The organism is Corynebacterium sp. HMSC064E10 (genome assembly GCF_001812505.1).
GTDB classification, from domain to species: Bacteria; Actinomycetota; Actinomycetes; order Mycobacteriales; family Mycobacteriaceae; genus Corynebacterium; species Corynebacterium amycolatum.
Window position 1 is genome coordinate 454,038 of sequence record NZ_KV809173.1, and the last position, 19,162, is coordinate 473,199.

General features: G+C 58.5%; 15 protein-coding genes. 6 read left to right on the forward strand and 9 right to left on the reverse strand.

The genetic code is table 11. The features are described from left to right. Nucleotides 1–296: 296 nt before the first annotated feature. The gene (locus HMPREF2860_RS03825) at nucleotides 297–1,661 is read left to right on the forward strand and encodes a hypothetical protein (RefSeq protein ID WP_239392948.1); all 1,365 of its coding nucleotides are present in this window, start codon (nucleotides 297–299) and stop codon (nucleotides 1,659–1,661) included. Here HMPREF2860_RS03825 and gltX read toward each other — a convergent pair. Together gltX and HMPREF2860_RS03835 are read right to left on the reverse strand one after the other, a co-directional pair. After that, on the reverse strand, nucleotides 1,645–3,132 hold the full coding sequence (gene gltX, locus HMPREF2860_RS03830) for a glutamate--tRNA ligase (protein WP_038628577.1): 1,488 nt from the start codon (nucleotides 3,130–3,132) through the stop codon (nucleotides 1,645–1,647). The genes HMPREF2860_RS03825 and gltX overlap by 17 nt on opposite strands. Nucleotides 3,133–3,189: 57 nt before the next feature. After that, the gene (locus tag HMPREF2860_RS03835; RefSeq protein ID WP_070432192.1) at nucleotides 3,190–3,903 is read right to left on the reverse strand and encodes a TIM barrel protein; all 714 of its coding nucleotides are present in this window, start codon (nucleotides 3,901–3,903) and stop codon (nucleotides 3,190–3,192) included. Here HMPREF2860_RS03835 and HMPREF2860_RS03840 point away from each other — a divergent pair. Together HMPREF2860_RS03840 and HMPREF2860_RS03845 are read left to right on the forward strand one after the other, a co-directional pair. Then, entirely contained in the window at nucleotides 3,902–4,624 is a 723-nt protein-coding gene (locus HMPREF2860_RS03840) for an SDR family oxidoreductase (protein WP_070628603.1), read from the forward strand. The genes HMPREF2860_RS03835 and HMPREF2860_RS03840 overlap by 2 nt on opposite strands. A 56-nt stretch (nucleotides 4,625–4,680) precedes the next feature. Beyond that, nucleotides 4,681–5,913: an isochorismate synthase gene (locus tag HMPREF2860_RS03845; RefSeq protein ID WP_070628604.1), complete on the forward strand. Its 1,233-nt coding sequence runs from the start codon at nucleotides 4,681–4,683 to the stop codon at nucleotides 5,911–5,913. On the opposite strand, the gene HMPREF2860_RS03850 is transcribed toward HMPREF2860_RS03845, so the two are convergent. The 3 genes from HMPREF2860_RS03850 to HMPREF2860_RS03860 form a co-directional block, all read right to left on the reverse strand. Further along, nucleotides 5,910–6,698 (reverse strand): fumarylacetoacetate hydrolase family protein, encoded by a 789-nt coding sequence (locus HMPREF2860_RS03850; RefSeq protein ID WP_005509430.1) that lies wholly within the window; start codon nucleotides 6,696–6,698, stop codon nucleotides 5,910–5,912. The two genes, HMPREF2860_RS03845 and HMPREF2860_RS03850, sit on opposite strands and share 4 nt — an antisense overlap. Nucleotides 6,699–6,763: 65 nt before the next feature. Then, entirely contained in the window at nucleotides 6,764–7,351 is a 588-nt protein-coding gene (locus tag HMPREF2860_RS03855; RefSeq protein ID WP_038628573.1) for a 3'-5' exonuclease, read from the reverse strand. A gap of 33 nt (nucleotides 7,352–7,384) precedes the next feature. Continuing rightward, nucleotides 7,385–9,259, reverse strand: a complete 1,875-nt coding sequence (locus HMPREF2860_RS03860; protein WP_038628571.1) for a DUF294 nucleotidyltransferase-like domain-containing protein — start codon at nucleotides 9,257–9,259, stop codon at nucleotides 7,385–7,387. A gap of 61 nt (nucleotides 9,260–9,320) precedes the next feature. On the opposite strand from HMPREF2860_RS03860, the gene HMPREF2860_RS03865 reads away from it, so the two are divergent. Beyond that, nucleotides 9,321–9,974: a mycothiol transferase gene (locus tag HMPREF2860_RS03865; RefSeq protein WP_070432188.1), complete on the forward strand. Its 654-nt coding sequence runs from the start codon at nucleotides 9,321–9,323 to the stop codon at nucleotides 9,972–9,974. A gap of 45 nt (nucleotides 9,975–10,019) precedes the next feature. Here HMPREF2860_RS03865 and HMPREF2860_RS03870 read toward each other — a convergent pair whose 3' ends face one another. The 3 genes from HMPREF2860_RS03870 to HMPREF2860_RS03880 all read right to left on the reverse strand — a co-directional run bounded on the left by HMPREF2860_RS03870 (nucleotide 10,020) and on the right by HMPREF2860_RS03880 (nucleotide 14,352). After that, nucleotides 10,020–11,036 carry a 3-isopropylmalate dehydrogenase gene (locus HMPREF2860_RS03870; RefSeq protein WP_141737498.1) on the reverse strand — a complete coding sequence of 339 codons (1,017 nt, stop codon included), beginning with the start codon at nucleotides 11,034–11,036 and terminating at the stop codon, nucleotides 10,020–10,022. A 75-nt stretch (nucleotides 11,037–11,111) separates the two neighbouring features. Then, on the reverse strand, nucleotides 11,112–12,635 hold the full coding sequence (locus HMPREF2860_RS03875; protein WP_070628605.1) for an HNH endonuclease signature motif containing protein: 1,524 nt from the start codon (nucleotides 12,633–12,635) through the stop codon (nucleotides 11,112–11,114). Between the two features lie 202 nt (nucleotides 12,636–12,837). Beyond that, on the reverse strand, nucleotides 12,838–14,352 hold the full coding sequence (locus HMPREF2860_RS03880) for an acetyl-CoA hydrolase/transferase family protein (protein WP_070628786.1): 1,515 nt from the start codon (nucleotides 14,350–14,352) through the stop codon (nucleotides 12,838–12,840). Nucleotides 14,353–14,641: 289 nt separating this feature from the next. Here HMPREF2860_RS03880 and HMPREF2860_RS03885 point away from each other — a divergent pair, with 289 nt between their 5' ends. Next, nucleotides 14,642–15,718: a GTP-binding protein gene (locus HMPREF2860_RS03885; RefSeq protein WP_038628564.1), complete on the forward strand. Its 1,077-nt coding sequence runs from the start codon at nucleotides 14,642–14,644 to the stop codon at nucleotides 15,716–15,718. 151 nt (nucleotides 15,719–15,869) lie between these two features. Further along, nucleotides 15,870–17,372, forward strand: a complete 1,503-nt coding sequence (locus tag HMPREF2860_RS03890; RefSeq protein ID WP_038628563.1) for an acetyl-CoA hydrolase/transferase family protein — start codon at nucleotides 15,870–15,872, stop codon at nucleotides 17,370–17,372. 98 nt (nucleotides 17,373–17,470) lie between these two features. Here HMPREF2860_RS03890 and serA read toward each other — a convergent pair whose 3' ends face one another. Continuing rightward, nucleotides 17,471–19,066 (reverse strand): phosphoglycerate dehydrogenase, encoded by a 1,596-nt coding sequence (serA, locus tag HMPREF2860_RS03895; RefSeq protein WP_038629526.1) that lies wholly within the window; start codon nucleotides 19,064–19,066, stop codon nucleotides 17,471–17,473. Nucleotides 19,067–19,162: the final 96 nt, after the last annotated feature.

Sequence of the window (19,162 nt, forward strand, 5' to 3'; positions counted from 1 at the left end):
CGAACCTAGAATGACGGTACCAGAAACCGTTGTGTTGCCAATTACACCATAGGCCATCGCTGCTGAACGCAACGAGGAATAATATAGCCAATTAGCGTAAACAAGAGCAAATCACCTGGTCAAAGGTTCGTTGTCAAAGGTTCGTTTAAATTCGCGAGCTCCCCACAGCCCACCTCAGCAGTGCGCATAACTAATGCATAACCAATGCAGTGCATATAGCTAACACAATCCCAGATCGAAAGCCCATTCGATCGCAGCGCAAAGCCGATCCGCCCTTCAGGAGACACTTCGTGGTGATGCGGCTGGCAAACAGCCGCCGCACATCAAAAACAGACCTGAAAGGCAATCATCATGACTTCCCCCACATCCGTCAGTTCGCGAAAATCATCTCGGCCCTCAACCTCGATGCCAACCCACGCGTGTCCCGCACCGGCCGCATCACCGATGCCATCATGGAAACCATCGACACCACGCCGGAGCTCTTCGCCTACAAGTCCAAGGGTGTGCTCCTGGCCTCCACTCAGTTCACCAGTGAAGACAGTCTCTACCGCTTCACCTTCAGCAACCGTCGCATCGAAGGCATCCTCGACGGCGGCCACAACTCGCTGGCAATCGCGCTGTTCGTCCTGGGCAAGCTCACTCCGCCACCTAGCCGCAAAATCAAGACGTGGTCCGAAATGAAGGAGGTCTGGATGGAGCGCTCCGAAGAAATCGAGGAATTGCTTGCCGACAAAAGCCTCACCGAGCTCGATGCCCGAGTTCCGGTAGAGGTACTCGTGCCCGGTGCTCGGGACGAAGACACAGTGCAAGAGTTCTCCGATGCTCTGCTCGATATCTGTGCCGCCCGCAACAACAATGCGGAGCTCAAGGCGGAAGCAAAACTCAATCGCGCCGGCTACTTTGACGATCTGAAACATGCTCTGCCGCAGGGAATTAGCGACAACGTGCAGTGGCGCACCAACGATACTGGTCGACTAAAGGTGGGCGATGTCATCGCTATGGCGTGGATTCCACTGTCCTGTATTGACCTGCCGAAGGATGCCGACGGCAAGCAGATTGAAGCACCGACCCCTACCAGCCTCTACTCCGGCAAGGCCAAGCTGCTTGACCGCTTCGAGGATGTCATGAGTTCCCCGGAGGTCACTAAACCCAGCACTGAAAGCATCAATGAGCGCACCGAAGAGGTCGTTCTCTACAATGAGAAGGTCCGCAGTGCCTTGAACCTCACGCGTGACTTCATCGATATTTTCGAGCGCATCAACGCGGAGCTACCCGATCTCTACAACAAGAGCGGGGGCAAATTCGGCGGCATTGATGCTGTTGACAAGGCCAACAAGAAGAATCCGCGGACTGGCAAGACTTCACAGAAGTACTCGAAGTTCTACCGCCAGCCCATCGGCTACGCGATTCCGGACGGGTTCATCTACCCGCTCGTGTACGCATTTGCCGCACTGCTCAAGCGAAACGAGGACGGCACGGTCTACTGGGGAACCGACTGGCACGAGTTCTTCAACAACCACATGGGGGCGCTGGTCAAGGACTACCGCGAAACCTCCATGAATATGCTGAACCGCGACCCGCAGAAGGTGGGCAAGGAAGCGGGCTCTTACACGAACCTGCTTCGCTCAGCCCAGCTCGCACTCTTTACTGAGCAGCAGTAAAAGGAGTGACCTCGAGAGCCTTGCGCAGTCGACTCAGGCTACGGCTGCGGCCAAGCAGCTCCATGGACTCGAACAGCGGCGGCGATACCTGAGCACCAGTTACAGCCACGCGCACCGGGCCAAAGGCCTTGCGTGGCTTCAGCTCCAGGTCCTCGATGAGGGCCTTCTGAAGTGCAGCTTCGAGCTTCTCGGTGACGAAGTCCTCTTCGCTGAGCGGTTCCACAGCTGCAATGGTGGCCTCCAGGACAGCGACGGCGTCTTCCTTGAAGTTACGGCGTGCCGAGCGCTCATCGAAGGTGAACTCGCCCTCTTCCACAACCAGGAACTTCGAGAGGTCCCAGGCGTCGGAAAGCGTCTTCACACGAGTCTGCAGCAGCGTTGCCAGGAAAGCGAACTTATCCTCCGGGTAGTCGGCCGGGAAGTCGAAGTGGCTTTCCAGGTAGGTGCGCAGACGCTGTTCGAAGTCCTTCGGATCGAGCATGCGGATGTGGTCAGCGTTGATAGCGTCGGCCTTCTTCTGGTCGAAGCGGGCCGGGTTGGACAGCACATCGTGGATGTCGAAAGCCTTGACCATCTCGTCCATGGTGAAGATGTCCTGATCGCCGTCCATGGACCAGCCCAGCAGCGCCAGGTAGTTCAGCAGACCCTCGCGAATGAAACCGTTATCGCGGTGGATGAAGAGGTTGGACTGTGGGTCGCGTTTGGACAGTTTCTTGTTGCCCTCGCCCATCACGAACGGCAGGTGGCCGAACTCCGGAGTGAACTTGGCGACACCGATGCGCTTCAGCGACTCGTAGAGAGCAATCTGACGCGGAGTCGATGGCAGCAGGTCCTCACCACGCAGGACGTGAGTGATCTCCATTAGAGCGTCATCCACCGGGTTAACCAGTGTGTAGAGAGGTTCACCGTTGGAGCGGGCGATGACAAAGTCCGGAACCAGGCCGGCCTTGAACTCAATGCGACCGCGAACGAGGTCCTCGAAGACAATGTCCTCGTCCGGCATGCGCAGGCGGATCACCGGCTTGCGCCCCTCTGCGCGGAAGGCTTCCTTCTGCTCCTCGGTGAGGTTGCGGTCGTAGTTGTCGTAGCCCAGCTTCGGGTCACGGCCGGCGGCCTTGTGGCGCTCCTCAACCTCTTCAGCGGTGGAAAAGGCCTCGTAAGCTTCACCAGCGTCAATGAGGCGCTGCAACACATCGGCGTAGATGTCCTTGCGCTGCGACTGGCGGTACGGGCCGTGCGGACCGCCGACATCGATGCCCTCGTCCCAGTCAATACCGAGCCAATTCAGGGCCTCGATGATTGCCTGATAGGACTCTTCGGAGTCGCGAGCGGCATCGGTATCTTCGATGCGGAAGACCAGCTTGCCACCAGTGTGACGGGCATATGCCCAATTGAACAGGGCGGTGCGGATGAGGCCAACGTGCGGGGTACCGGTTGGCGACGGGCAAAAGCGTACGCGAACATCTGACATGCTTTCCCACGATACCCGCCCTCCCACCTGCAGGCATGCATAGGGTTTTACATAGGGTTACAGAGTCCATTCCCCAGCCACTTCACCGGCGTATCCAGCGGCGCGCAGCCGCTCAACCCAGCTGCGCAGCGGCACCCCGCCGGTGCCCGGCGCGCCGCGGCCTGGGAAATCGGCAATCTGGACGTGCGCCGGCAGACTCACTCTTCCGGCCTCCACATCGGTGAGCCAGGCATCCACGTCCACGCCATTGGCCGCAAAATGGTAAAAGTCCGCGAGCACGCCAGCACCAGTCTGTTGCGCTAACTCCTCGGCCTGCCAGGGATCGGTAATGGGATAATCGCTCATCCCGGACAGTGGCTCAATCAACGCGCGGACACCACTGAGCTCCAGCTGGGCAGTGATCTCAGTTAGCCTCTGCACCTGCAAGTCCGTTAGCTCCCCAGACCGCCCCAGCAGCACATTCGAGCACTTCAACCCCGTGGCACTCGCAATCTGGCTGACTGCTTCCAAGTGTCCGGCAGGCAACCCGTCTGTATCGAGCACTCCCCGCTGTCCCGCTGCCATGTCCCCTCCCCACAGGTTCATGGCATAAAGACCAAGGCTGTCGTCAAAGAGGTCACAAAAAGCGGAAACCTCATCGGGTGCGGGCACTGCGAGGTCAAATGGCCACCAGAATTCCACGGCCGCGTAGCCGTCGTCACGCGCGGCGTTGACGGCGTCGTGCGGGGACATGTGTGCGTAGACCGTAGAACAGTTAATAATGGTGCTCATGACCAAAACGGTAGTAGTAACTGGTGGCGGCGCGGGCATTGGTCGCGAAATTGCTCTGGCTTTCGCCGCCGATGGCTGGCACGTGCATATCTGCGGCAGGCGTATCGACGCGCTCGAGACTGTTGCCGCCGAAGCGGACAACATCACCTACTCCAGGTGTGACATCACCGATCCTGAGCAGGTCCGTGCGATGTTTGAGAACGCGCAGGTGGCTACGGGAACCATCGATGTTGCAGTGCTCAATGCGGGGCTGCCCGGCACGCCCGCGGAGTTCGGAGAGACTGACATTGAGGACTTCCGGGCGGTCATCGATACGAATGTGGTCGGCTCGTACCTGTGTGCACGCGAGGCTTTTTCGCGGATGAAGGCGGGGTGCGAGGGGAAGACAGAGCAAGCGGGCGGCCGAATCCTGGTCAATTGTTCTATCGCAGCGCAGGTGCCGAGAGCGCACACGGCGGCGTACGCGACGTCGAAAAGCGCGCTTGCCGGAATGACCCACGTGCTTGCCCTCGACGGACGCGAGTATGGCATCACGGCAACGCGCATTGATATTGGCAATGCGCAGACTGACCTGTTGGGGACGTTCACAGGCAGCGAGCCGATGTTCGATGCCAAGCAGGCTGCGGAAGCTTTCCTCTACGCCGCGAATCTGCCGGCAGGTGCCGTCATCGATCAGCTTACGATTACCGCTGCGGGTATGCCCTTTTTGGGCAGGGGTTAGCCTGCCCCTTAAACTGGAGCACAATTGGGTTTAGATTGAGGAGGCGGGTTAGGGCGATGTCCATGGAAAACCACCCCTCTCTGGGCGGCGGAAACGAAGAAGAGCAGCAGGAAAAGTCTCACCCGTCGAACGAGCCTGCAGCGACTCCGAAACGTTCGACGCGCTGGGACACGTCCCGCCCAACCACCGCTCCTGATTTTTTGCTCTCCCGTGCGCACGGCTCCATCCGCACGCAAGGTATTGAAGAGCAGATTTCCGACCCCTGGCTCGCAGCCGAGGGACTGCACTCGGGCATTCACAAGATGGTGGTCGGCGCCCTGCCCTTCGACTTGGACAAGCCCGCCGCCCTGACCGTTCCCCGGGAAGTCATCCGCTCCTCGCAGCCGCTGGAGCCACCCGCGCACTACCGCTGGAACGCACCGAAGCCTCACGCCAGCATCGTCGCTTACGATCCCCCGCTCGTTGAGCACGCTGAGCGCATCGCCGCAGCCATCCGCACCATCGAGTACTCGGCGCTGGAAAAGGTCGTGCTCGCGCGCGCTGTGGAACTCGAAATCGATCCCCCGATTGACCCACTCCTTCTCGCATCGCGGCTTATCGACGGATCCCCCAACCGTGATGGCTTTGCCGTGGATCTCTCTCCCGCCGGTTCCGATTATGAGGGCAAGTTGCTCATCGGTTCCTCCCCGGAGATGCTGGTCCGCCGTACGGGTGACATCGTTGAGGCATTTCCCTTGGCCGGGTCGCTGCCGAGATCCCGAAATGAAGAGGCGGACCGGGCGTCGGCTCGTCGTTTAGCGGACTCGCGCAAGAACCTGGATGAACACGCCTTCGTTGTCGATGACATCGCCGACAACCTGGCGCCGCTGTGCAGTTCGCTGGATGTTCCGGACAGCCCCGAGCTGATGAGCACCGCCGAGATGTGGCACTTGGCCACACATATCCGCGGTCGATTGAAGGATCCGTCGCTGTCCGCGCTGGATTTGGCACTGGTGGTGCACCCAACACCTGCCATTTGTGGCACGCCGACGGAATCCGCCTTCGGTGTCATCCAGGCCGTGGAAACCGACCGGGGCTTCTACTCCGGCGCTGTCGGCTGGTGCGATGAGAATGGCGATGGTGAGTTCGTGGTCTCCATTCGCTGTGCCGAAATCGACACTGAGGGGTCCGTGGCACGACTATGGGCCGGAGGCGGCATTGTGTCGCACTCCGACCCAGAAGAAGAAGTCACGGAAACCAGCGCCAAAATGGGCACTGTGCTCCGCGCTTTTGGAGTTAAGGGGGCTTAAGCCCGCTCCACCGGGTTGGCCAGCTTGCCGATACCCGGAATCTCGATTTCGATGCGGTCGCCCGGGAACATCGCAGCGGTACCGGCCGGGGAGCCGGTGCAGATGACGTCACCCGGCAGCAGCGTAATCGAGGCGGTGATGAACTCGATGATCTCCGGGATGGACATAATCATCTGGTTGGAGTTGGAGTCCTGCTTAGTCTCGGTAACACCCTCGTGAGTCAGGTGCGCCTTGATTGGCAGCTCGTTGTAGTCCAGCTCCGTCTGGATCCACGGGCCCAGCGGGCAGAAGGTATCGATACCCTTTGCGCGCGCCCACTGACCGTCGGCAAACTGCAGGTCACGGGAAGAAACATCATTGACGATGGTGTATCCGAAGATTACATCGTGAGCGTTTTCCTTCTTCACGTTCTTGCACGGCTTACCAATAACCAGTGCCAGCTCGCCCTCAAACTCGACGTTAGTGGCGAAATCCGGAATGCGAATCGGCGCTTCCGGACCAATAACGGCCGTCGGCGGCTTAATGAACATCGTCGGCGGCAGCGATTCTGCCGACTTCTTGAACACCTCGGCGACGTGGTCAGCGTAGTTACGACCAATAGCGATGACCTTCGACGGCAGCATCGGGGCGAGCAGACGTACGTCGGCAAGCGGCCAGGAACGACCAGTCTTATTCAGCTGACCGAAAGGGTGCCCTTCGATCTCGTGCAAAGTAACTTCATTGCCTTCGCCCTCGACGAGCGCGAAGCACATGCCCTCTGGGTGGGCGATTCGAGCAATACGCATAAAAATAGGGTACACGTCACATTGCAATAATTATGCAACGACCCCCACTCTCAAACACTTACGATTTAAACTCCGCGCGATTCCTGCGCAAGCCACACCAGTGCACAAGCCAGCGCATCGTTGAACGCGTGATGGGCCTTAAAACGGGGAATGCCGTACTTGTCGCACAGTGACCACAACCGCAGCTCATCACGGACCGGCTCGCGGTTGGCTCGCAGAATCGCGTCGTACTCGCGTGTCATAGTGTCCGCCACCGGCACATCAAAGCGGGCATCAAAGTACTTCCGGCACAACGGATCCAGGAACCCAACTTCCATCCGCGCGTAGTGCGCCAGCAGCTTCCGTCCCCGCAGAGCTTCTAACAGCTTGCCGACGGCTACTTCTGCCTCTACCCCGGTTGCGACCATGTCGTCGGTAAGCCCATGCACCGTCGCCGACTCGCCGACGCTCACCTCCTCGCGCTCTGGGCGAATGAGAAGGTGACCGGATTCCTCCAGCACGATGTCGTGGTCTTCCACCGCAACCCAACCGATGGAAAGCAGCTGATCTTTGGAAGGATCCAGACCTGTGGTTTCCACGTCTACCGCGAGCCAAGCATTGTCGCGGATAGGTGCGTCCAGGATTTTCTTGCGAGGTTTGAAAAACTTCAACATTGCGTGCTCACACAGCTAACTCACACAGCTAAATCACGACATCGCCCGGATGGGATACTTCGCCCCGAGACTCTGCTGCAACTTGCGGATAACACCAAACGCGTCACGCAGGTGCTCTCTTTCCAGGCTTGATAGGCGCTTCGGGTAGATGTGGTTATTCGGCTGGGTGCCGGCGTTGAACTGGGCCTGCTGGTGATGAAGCTGCACCGTGCACAGGAACTCGAACGCATCCGCAAGGTCCTGAGCACCTTGACGACTCACGCTTCCGGCTCCGGCACTTGCCGCCAAACGTTCACGTGTCGATTGCTGTGGCAGACCAGCTGCCACAGCAAATAGACGCGCGATCTGCACCACAGCAGCAGTTCCCCCCTTCTTGATGTCCAGGGTTTCCGCGTGCTCGCCGCCCTTTTCCAGCACCAGGCCACGGAAGAAGCCGAGCGGCGGCTCCCGCCAGGCCGCGAGTTTGGCCAAGTGCGCGTGCAGGCGCTGCGACCCCTGCGCCAGCGGCAGGTAGGCGGCGCGCAGTTCCTCCACTAGTTGCACGTCGCCCGCCACCCCACGCATGTCGAAGAAGGTCTGCGCATGCAACAGGGCTTCCGCCTCCGGCACAGTGATCCACCCGTGGAAAGTGCGCAACCACTGCGACTTAGTCATCCTCCACGCGGGATTGCTGGCCATCATATCCCCTGTACAGAGCGGATAACCGACTCGGTCGAGGTTAGTGCAAATCTCGTCGCTAAGCGCGGCGAAATAGTCAGCGTGAACGTCGGCGTCGTAGTCGTCGGCGAGAACCAGCGCATTGTCCTGATCGGATGCGAGCCCCATCTCTCCGCGCCCATGCGAGCCCAGGACTGCAATCGCGTAGCTGACCGGTGGGGGCCCGAGCTTTTCCTCGGCGAGAGCAACCAGGCGCCGGGTAACAGCATCGGCCACGGCAGTCAGCAGCTTCGAGACCTCCTCCCCCGAATCACCCCGGTCAATGAACCGGCCGACAATTCGTCGCGCGTTCTGGGCAATCTCTGCAATCTCTGAGATATCGCTCTTTCGCGCCAGCGTCGCCGTCGCATACACGGGATCGGTGTGCAGACTGCGCAGGAGGTCACCAATAACAATCATGCCGACCACTCTCGTCCCGTCATGCACTGGCAGGTGGTGGTAACCGCGCTCGGCCATCAGCAGCATGGCCTCGAAAACCAGCAGGTCGGGACTAATGGTTTCCGGGGTCTCGGTCATCACTTCGCTTACGAGCGTCGCCGCGGGCTTGGCCTCTGCCAGGACTCGACGACGGAGGTCGCGGTCCGTGATGATGCCAACGAGTGGGCTCTGATTAGCGCCTGCAGACTCCATCACCAGCAGACTGGAGACATTCCACTCCGTCATAATCTGCGCCGCCTCTTGCACTGTCGCATCGGCGCTGCAGGTCACCAGCGACGTTTCCATTAGGTCCGCAACCCGTGTGCGCAACGACTCCGATGCCGCAGTGCTCCGCAACTTCGAGGCCACTGCGCGAATGCGCGCGTTCTCACCGCCGTAATAGCGCCGGACCTCTACGAACTGGTCATTGAGGTGGTTAAAGACCTCCTTGGAGATCACCAGGAATACGCAGTCCTCCACCGCCGTCATCGTGTATAGCGAAGGGTCACTGCTCAGCAGCGTCGAATAGCCGAAATGATCTCCCACATCTCGTCTGTCCAGCAGTGTGCCAGCTGGGTCGAAGAGATCCACCATGCCGGAGCGAATAATGAAACAGCTATTGTTATCCGCACCCGCCCGGATAATCTCCGTGCCACGACGGGCATAGCGCATGGTCAAAAGCGGTGGGATAGTTGCGCGCTCTTCATCGGTAAGGTCCGAAAACGGGCGAGTTTGGCTGAGGAAGTCTGCGATTTCCGCAAGCTCGACGGTCATGGGGTCAATTATCCCCTATTTTTGGCCCCAATAGGAGTGATTTGCGGGAATACTCGACCTTATGACCGATTCCACACACAGCGCTTCCACAAATCCCGAATGGCCGCTCGATGCCCACATCCTCGGCAGGATGGACAAGCTCGCGGCACTCGTCGCCACGCTTGACGACGATACCTTCAACGCACCCCTCCCCATCCCAGCCATAAACTCCCTGGCCGTGCTGCTGCGTCATGTGACCGGATCAGCGAGGTACTGGCTCGAGCGCGTCTGCCTCGGGCGCGACTATGTTCGCGACCGCGACGGTGAGTTTTCTGCTCATTGCAGTGTTTTGGAAGGGCTGGAGATTTACCACCGTGATCGCGCGGCTATTGAATCCGCGCTGGTGGAGCTGCAAGGCGTGGACCGCGCTGGTGCTCCTGCTGCGATTCCTACCGATAAAGACCGTTGGTGGTGCGGCAGCATCGAAGGCGTGATTGTGCATGTCTTCCACGAGGCGGCTCAGCACCTGGGACATGCGGAGATTACGAGGGATGCGTTGGTGGCAGGGCTGGGAGGAAATGGTTCCAATGGCGGCGCAGGAAGATCATCCCCACACACCCTTGACACCATCATCAATGTGCTTGCCCAGGTCGGACATGCGCCGGACTTCATCGAGCACACCGCCGACAGTAAGACTCACATCACTACCGTCGATGGCAAAACTGTGATTGTCTAGCCCCTCCCCTGTTTTACTGCACTACTGTTTGCACTACCGCATGCACTACTTCAAAGCAGCAGCAATGCGGTCGCCAACTTCACTGGTCTTGATTGGGCCACTACCGCGGGTAGCCATGTCAGCTTCCACAGCAGCTTCGATGCGCTGGGCGTCTTCCTCACGACCCAGATGGCGAAGCATCATGGCACCCGACAGAATGGCTGCCGTCGGGTCAGCGATCCCCTTGCCAGCAATGTCGGGCGCGGAGCCGTGAACGGGCTCGAACATAGACGGGTTGGTATTGGAGGCGTCAATGTTGCCGGACGCTGCCAGACCGATACCGCCCGAAATTGCACCAGCTTCATCAGTAATGATGTCACCGAAGAGATTGTCGGTGACGATGACGTCGAAACGCGAAGGATTAGTGACGAGGTAAATCGTCGCAGCGTCAATGTGCGAGTAATCGACATCTACCTCAGGGTATTCCTTAGCAACCTCGTCGACCGTACGCTGCCACATACCACCGCCGTGCACCAGCACATTGGTCTTGTGGACGAGAGTCAGCTTCTTGCGGCGGGTCATAGCCAGCTCGAAGGCGTAGCGAACAACGCGCTCAGCACCGAAGCGGGTATTGACGGAGGTCTCGTTGGCAACCTCGTGTGGCGTGCCGACGCGAATCGCACCGCCGTTACCGGTGTAGGCACCTTCGGTTCCCTCGCGGACGACCACGAAATCAATTTCGCCCGGATTCTTCAGCGGTGACTCGACACCCGGGAAGAGCTTGGAAGGACGCAGGTTGACGTGGTGATCCAGCGCGAAGCGCATCTTCAGCAGCAGGCCGCGTTCGAGAACGCCCGGAGGAACGTTCGCCGGGTCACCGATGGCACCGAGCAGAATAGCGTCGTGCTCGCGCAGGGAGTCAAGGTCGGCGTCGGTGAGCAGTTCGCCATTGCGCAAGTAGCGACGCGAACCGAGGTCATACTCGGTGGTGTCGAACTCGCCGATAGCAGCCCCCAGCACCTTCAGTGCCTCTGCCGTAACTTCCGTGCCGATGCCATCACCCGGGATGACGGCGATCTTCAGCTTTCCTACCTCAGTCATTTTTTGAGATACCCTTCTCACTATATGGACACAAATGAGTGTAGCAGAACCTAGCACTCACTCCCCATCGCTGTCTCCGCGGTTTTTACCATCTCCTTCGCTTTCACAATCCACCCCGTCTACTGCCCTCTCCTTTTCCAAATCCCTCCGCACCTTATCCACTAGACTGCGGAGGCTGTCATGCAGTTTGCGACGTTTCTCATTGTGCTCGGCCAGCGCAGCGGTTTTCTTTTCAGTCTGCGAGGCAAAGGTGTAACGACCATGCCCAGTGTGCTCTTTGTCCGAGTGCGCAAACGGCCCCTCATCACAAGAGAGGAACGTCCAGGCTTCAGTCCCATCATCACCTCGAACAACTCGCCATATACCAGCAGTTTTAAGGTTGTGGTGCCGTCGACAAAGACAATGGAGATTATCCGTGTGCGTAGCCCCTTCCATTTGCCGCTCACCACCGGAAAGACTGTGATCAAATTCCACAATATGGTCGATATCGCACTTTTCCGCAGGGATATCGCATCCAGGAAAACTACACACACCGTCACGGGCACGCACGAATGCACGCTGCGACTCGGAGGGTCGATAGCCCTCAACGGCACTATCCCCCAGCACCCGCAATGTCGATACCCGTTTCAGCCAAGACTCGGCCACCAGCGTAGAAAGCCAACCAGCACCAGCGAGCCACACTGGAGTGTTTTCCGGTTCGCCATCCTCCCCGAGAGAGAGCACTCGGAAGAGCTCCAGATTCACCTCCACCTCACAAGTACCGCGTAGCGCATGCATGAAAGCTGCCGCGCGACTCACCTTCATCTGCTTAGCCACTGCGTCGATAATTGCAAGGGCTTCCACCGCATGATGTCGCTCGAGCACAGTAGTCAGCGTTGCCACTCCAGCGTCACCATGTTCATCAACCGCGATAAACTCCTTAGCCGTCATGCGATCGCCAAAGTAATCGAGAGCCGCAGCTTGAACCTCCTGCACCTCAGGCGACTCCGCGGGATCCTCCGCAGATTCCCCATCCTTCTCGACTTGATATGCCGCCGCATCAATTGCAGCATCTACGGTCGCTTCCACATTCCGGGCCAGGACCCTATCAGTGTGCAACCCAGCGACATCCACATCGCGTGGCCGGACTTCCGGAGCACACTCACCAATCACTCGCTGCACCCGCGTTGCCATCGCCCGCACTCCACGGAGCGCTTCCCCGTCTCGCCTTGGCTTAACGACATCCACGAGACCCGACTCAACTGCGTCAACTTTTTCATCGACTACAGGGCGTGTGTGTTTTCCGAGCATTGTCAAATGCTTCATTGACAAGTGCCCGCGCTCCCGACACATTTCCGCCAATTGCGGCATGCGCCCAAGCATGTAGCCAATTTCCATATATTTATTCACTTCGGTGCGCGAGATGCCCAGCACCACCGACCAATAAGCCAGATGAGCTTCAACATCGCCATCATCTGGTGGTGCGACCCGCTGAGCGATAACCACTTGCAAGCGATTAATCTCCCGCATCACTTCAGCGAGCGGATGAGCCCTCACCTCATGACTGAAGCGAAATTCCCCACACGATTCCAACTCCGACATTGCACTGCCCCCTCCCTAACGAGGTCCCCTAACGAACAGTTCTTTATCAATTCGCCCACACCATATCCCTCACCCCGGATTCAAACCGCCACCCAAGCCCAAGAATCACCGCCAAATTCGAACACTCTTTCGAGACGATACTAAAAGCAAATCCCGCCCTACGACGCAAACTTCGTCGTAAAGCGGGAAACGCGCTAGAACCTTAATCGACCGGCTTCATCGAGCCGTTCTCAAGGAAGCGACGGTGGAAGTCGTAAGAAGTACCCAGGTCATGCGGAGTGTGCAGGTACGGAGTGGCCTTCTCGGCACGCTCAACGTACTCGAGCAGCGCCTCCTTGTACATCGGGTGAGCACACTTCTCGATAATAAGGCGGGAGCGCTGACGTGGGGCCAGACCACGGAGGTCAGCCAGACCCTGCTCAGTGATGATAACCATCACATCGTGTTCAGTGTGGTCAACATGGGAGACCATGGGCACGATAGCAGAAATATTGCCATTCTTAGCCAACGACGGAGACACGAACGACGAAATGTAGGCGTTGCGGGTGAAGTCGCCGGAGCCACCAATACCGTTCATCAAGCGCGAGCCAGCCACGTGAGTGGAGTTGACATTACCGTAGATGTCGGCCTCAATCATGCCGTTAGTGGCAATCAGACCCATACGGCGAGTCAGCCCCGGGTTATTAGAGAGATCCTGCGGACGCAGCACAATCTTGTCACGGTAGTCAGCAGCATTCTCATTCATTCGAGCTGCATATTCCGGAGACAGCGAGAAAGCAGTGCCGGAAGCCATGGTCAGCTTGCCAGCATCCATCAGGTTAATCATTCCATCCTGAATAACCTCAGTAAAGGAGGTCAGGTTCTCATACTTGGAGTCAAGCAGCCCCGCAAGCACAGCGTTTGGAATGTTGCCGACACCCGACTGCATCGGCAGCAGGTTCTCCGGCAGACGTCCGGCCTTGACCTCACAATTGAGGAAGTCGAGCAGGTAACCCGCAATGGCCTTAGAGTCATCATCCAGCGGCTTGAACGGCGAGTTACGATCCTCGGCGTTAGTCTCAACGACAGCAACAACCTTGTCGACATCAATCGGAACATACGGGGTGCCAATACGGTCACCCGGAGTCAGAATCGGAATCTCCTTGCGGTTCGGAGGCAGGCCGACACTGTAGATATCATGCATGCCCTCGAGGTCCTCAGATTGCCAGGAGTTGACCTCAATGATGATCTTCTCGGCGGCATTCAAATATGAAACACTATTACCAACCGAAGAGGAAAGAATCAGGGAGCCATCGGCCTTAATGCGAACGGCTTCAACGACGGCAACATTGACCGGACCAAAGAAGCCCTGCTCCGTCATCGGACCAGAGTGCGAAAGGTGAATATCACTGTAGTACGCGTCGCCCGCATTAATGAGGCTACGCATTGTCGGATCAGACTGGTATGGCATGCGCCACTCGACACCATTGGCCCTTGCCAACACACCATCGAGTTCCGGAGCGGTAGAAGCACCGGTCAAGACCTTAATCTTGAACTCGTCACCCCGTTCGTGAGCGGCCTCCATGCGCTCAGCGAGAGCCGGCGGAACAACCTTCGGATAACCGGCGCCGGTAAATCCGGCAAAGCCCACCATATCTCCGTGATTGATGAACTGTGCCGCCTCCTGCGCGGTCATCACCTTGGATTTGAGGCCAGCATGGGCAATACGATCTGACATGAACTCACCTTTCTGCATCCCCCAACGCGACTATCGGGGGTAGCACTTCGAACACCGAAGCACACCCCCAACCCTATCAACGAAGCGGTTAGCACCCTTCATTCAGAAGCCCGAAAGCGCCCCCGTTTTAGGCACGCTCCATGCGCCACTAAAACCGACTACAACACCGTTTTATGCCCTACGTCACAACTGGCCAATAATCAGCCATACGACACATTTACAACCTTCCCCGCACCTTAATTTACGCACACGTTATTGATAATCATTTTCAGTACGCTAGTCTTGTTGGGTGACTTCTACCGAATTTTCTGATATCACCACCCCGACCACTCCCGTCACCGTCCTGTCCGGATTCCTGGGCGCCGGCAAGACCACGCTCCTGAACAACCTCCTGGCAAACTCACAGGGGCGCAAAATCGCGGTTATCGTCAACGACTTCTCGGAAGTCAACGTCGACGCCGCCCTGATCGAGCAGGGCACATATCTCGAGCGCGGCGAAGACCGTTTCATCGAAATGTCCAACGGCTGCATCTGCTGCACACTGCGAGATGACCTCGTTGAAAACGTCGGCAAGCTCGCGCGCAGCGGCAAATTCGAGCACATCGTCATCGAATCCACCGGCATCTCCGAACCCATGCCAGTCGCCGCTACCTTCGAGTGGGAATTCGACGACGGCCGTCGCCTCGCCGACATCGCCCCCATCGACACGATGGTCACGCTCGTCGACGCCTCCACATTCCTCGACAGCCTCCGCCAGGGGCGTGCACTGCCTGACGACGAACGCACGGTCGCCGACCTCCTTGTCGACCAGGTGGAATTCGCCGATCTCATCCTCATCACCAAATCCGATCTCGCAGGCGAAAAGCTCACCGGCGGTACCGAGGAAACCATCCGCGCAATGAACCCTCGTGCACGCATCGTCCGCGTGACTAACGGAGAAATCGCCACCTCCGCCATTCTCGACGCATCGCTTTACGACGAAGGCACGGCGGCCACTTTCCACGGATATGCAGAAGAACTTGCGAATCCCCACACGCCGGAGACCGAAGAATACGGTATTTCTTCGGTTGTTTTCCGAGGCAACCGCCCCTTCGACCGCGAACGACTAATCAAGGCCCTCCGCGGCACAAAGGGCCTCGTACGATCCAAGGGGCACTGCTGGATTTCCGACCGCCTCGAAGTCGCCCACGTGTGGAGTCAGGCGGGACCGAACCTGAAGATCACCCCTGCTGTCATGTGGGCACAAACCGATGTCCCACCATCCAATGAGGTCGTACTCATCGGTGTGAAATTTAACCCAGAGGCCACACTGCAAGCATTCGAGGATGCCATGCTGACCGACGAAGAAGTGCGGGAGTTGCTGTAGCAAAGCCCCTGGAAGAGCGCCGATAAACAACCAGCTGAAGCGATTACTATGCCATGAATCACTTCCCAACCTGCGGGTGTGGCAACACACTGTTAGCGCATGCTAGGTTAGGCGACAAAACTAAAGTCGAACAGTCAATCTAGGAGATGACATGTCTGATCGCATCGCACATGCCGGTTTGCGCGGCAAAGTAATGACCGCCGACGAGGCGGCACAGTTTATCAATCACGGTGATGCCCTCGGCATCTCTGGCTTCACCGGTGCTGGCTACCCGAAGGCTCTGCCGACTGCGCTGGCAAACCGAGGCAAGGAACTCCACGCCAAGGGTGAAGAATTCGCTGTCGACATCTACACCGGCGCTTCCACCGCCCCGGACTGTGACGGCGTGATGGCAGAAGCTGACATCATCCGCTACCGCATGCCGTACCAGGGAGATCCGGCACTGCGTAAGTCCATCAACGCCGGCAAGGCAAAGTACCAGGACATCCATCTCTCCCACTCCGCGCTGTACATCGAGCAGGGCTTCCTGCCGATTGACGCCGCAATTGTAGAGGTCACTCGTATTACGGAAGATGGACACCTCATTCCGTCGTCAAGCGTTGGCAACAACGTCGAGTGGATGGACAACGCTGACAAGATCATCATTGAGGTCAACTCGTGGCAGTCCGAGGAACTCGAGGGCATGCACGACATCTACCGCATTCAGCACCTGCCTAACCGCACGCCGGTGCCGATCAATGCCCCGGGTGATCGCATTGGTACCCCTTACATCGACATCAACCTGGACAAGGTTGTCGCAGTTGTCGAGACCAACGCGCCGGACCGCAACTCCCCGTTCAAGCCGTTGGATGAGACCTCGAAGGCCATTGCTGGCCACTTCCTCGACTTCCTCGAGGGCGAAGTTCGCGCGGGTCGCCTGGCTTACGACCAGTACATCATGCAGTCGGGCGTCGGTAACGTGCCGAACGCTGTGATGGCAGGTCTGTTGGACTCCAAGTTTGAGAACATCAAGGCCTACACCGAGGTTATTCAGGACGGCATGATTGACCTGATTGACGCAGGTAAGATGACCGTCGCTTCGGCTACCTCCTTCTCCCTGTCTCCAGAAGCAGCCGAGCGCATGAACAACGAGGCTGCTCGCTACCGCAAGAACATCATCCTGCGCCCGCAGCAGATCTCCAACCACCCGGAGGTTGTCCGTCGTGTGGGCCTGATCGCCACCAACGGCATGATTGAGGCCGACATCTACGGCAACGTCAACTCCACCCACATCAACGGCAGCCGCATGATGAACGGCATCGGTGGTTCCGGTGACTTCACCCGTAACGCCTTCGTTTCCTCGTTCATCTCGCCGTCGCTGGCGAAGGACGGTGCGATTTCGACAATCGTTCCGTTCGCTTCGCACATTGACCACACCGAGCACGACGCCATGGTCATCATCACCGAGCGTGGATTCGCTGACCTGCGTGGCCTGGCACCGCGTGACCGCGTGGCTAAGATGATTTCCGTTGCACACCCGGAGTACCAGCCACTGCTGGAGGAGTACTACGAGCGCGCGCTGAAGACCGCTCCGGGCATGTCGACCCCGCACGATCTGCGCACTGCCTTCGACTTCCACGTCAACATGATTGAGAAGGGCTCGATGAAGGGCTAAGGCTTGTAAAACTAGCAGGCAAACAAAAAAATCCCCTCCGGTTGGAGGGGATTTTTCATAGGCTAGGAAGTAGCTCTAAAACGCCTAGGCGCTCAAAACTAGTCCAGCTCAAGCTGCAGAGCGTGGGTAGCGGAGATTTCCTCGGCAATCTTCTCGACGAGCTCCTCCGGAACCTCCTTGGAAACACGCAGCACCAGGATGGCAGTCTGATCTGCTTCCTGCGGAGACAGAGCAGCAGCCTCGATGTTGATGCCGGACTCACCCAGGGTGGTAGCTACGCGGCCCAGAGCACCCGGAACGTCCTTGTACAGCAGGAAGAGGTTACGGCCCTGAGCACGCATGTCGATGCCGCGGCCATTGATACGAACAATCTTCTCAACGCGGTTCAGGCCAGTGAGAGCACCAACGACGGTAGCGGTGGAGCCATCAGCGCCGATGACCTTGACCTCGAGGACGGAGCGGTGGGAGACGGACTCCGGCTCAGTCTCGACAGTGAAGGTCACACCCCGCTCTTCTGCAATACGCGGAGCGTTAACGAAAGTGACAGGCTCTTCCACCATGAGGGAGAACAGTCCACGGATTGCTGCCATCCCCAGAACGTTAACGTCCTCAGTGTGCAGCTCACCGCGAGCGGTGACCTCAACAGCGGCCGGAGCGCCCTCCAGCAGACCACCAGCAACCAGACCCAGCTCACGAGCCAGCTCGAGCCACAGGGCCACCTCTTCGCCAACAGCGCCACCGGAAACGTTGACGGCATCCGGGACGAACTCGCCAGCCAGTGCCAGCAGTACGGACTTAGCGACATCGGTACCGGCGCGGTCCTGAGCCTCAACGGTGGAGGCGCCCAGGTGCGGAGCACAAACAGTTTCCGGCAGGCCAAACAGCGGGGAATCCGTGCACGGCTCGGTCGCGTACACATCGAAGCCAGCACCGCGGATGTTGCCAGCCTTAATCGCGTCGGCAAGCGCCTGCTCGTCGACGAGACCGCCGCGGGCAGCGTTGATGATGATCTGCCCCTTCTTGGCCTTGCCCAGGAGCTCAGCATCGAACATGCCAGCGGTTTCCTTGGTCTTCGGCAGGTGGATGGTCACGAAATCAGCGCGAGCCATCAGGTCTTCCAGCTCAACCAGCTCAACACCGAGCTGAGCAGCACGGGCCGGGTTCGCGTACGGATCGTACGCAATGATGTTGGTCTCAAAAGCAGCGAGACGCTGCGCAAACAACTGGCCGATGTGACCGAAACCGACGATACCGACGGTCTTGCCGAAGATTTCGACCCCCTTGAAGGAAGAGCGCTTCCACTCCCCCTCACGCAGGGACGCGTCCGCAGCCGGCAGCTGGCGAGCGGTGGCCAGCAGCAGCGCGATTGCGTGCTCACATGCAGAGTGAATATTGGAGGTCGGAGCGTTGACAACCATGACGCCGCGCTTGGTAGCGGTATCGATGTCGACGTTATCCAGGCCAACGCCGGCACGGCCGACGATCTTCAGATTCGGAGCCGCTTCGAGGACTTCCTGATCCACGGTGGTAGCGGAGCGGACGAGCAGTGCGTCAGCGTCACCAACCGCAGCCAGGAGCTCAGCGCGGTTCGGACCATCTACCCAACGGACCTCAACGGAATCCCCCAATGCGTCCACTGTGGACTGTGCCAGCTTGTCGGCGATGAGGACAACGGGGCGAGCGTTCTGGCTCACAAGCATCTCCTGGTTTGTCTCGAAAAATTTATGCAGTATGTGCGGTGTCACTTAAGAAAACTACTAAAGCGTGCACGCGCATTACGTCTCATCATA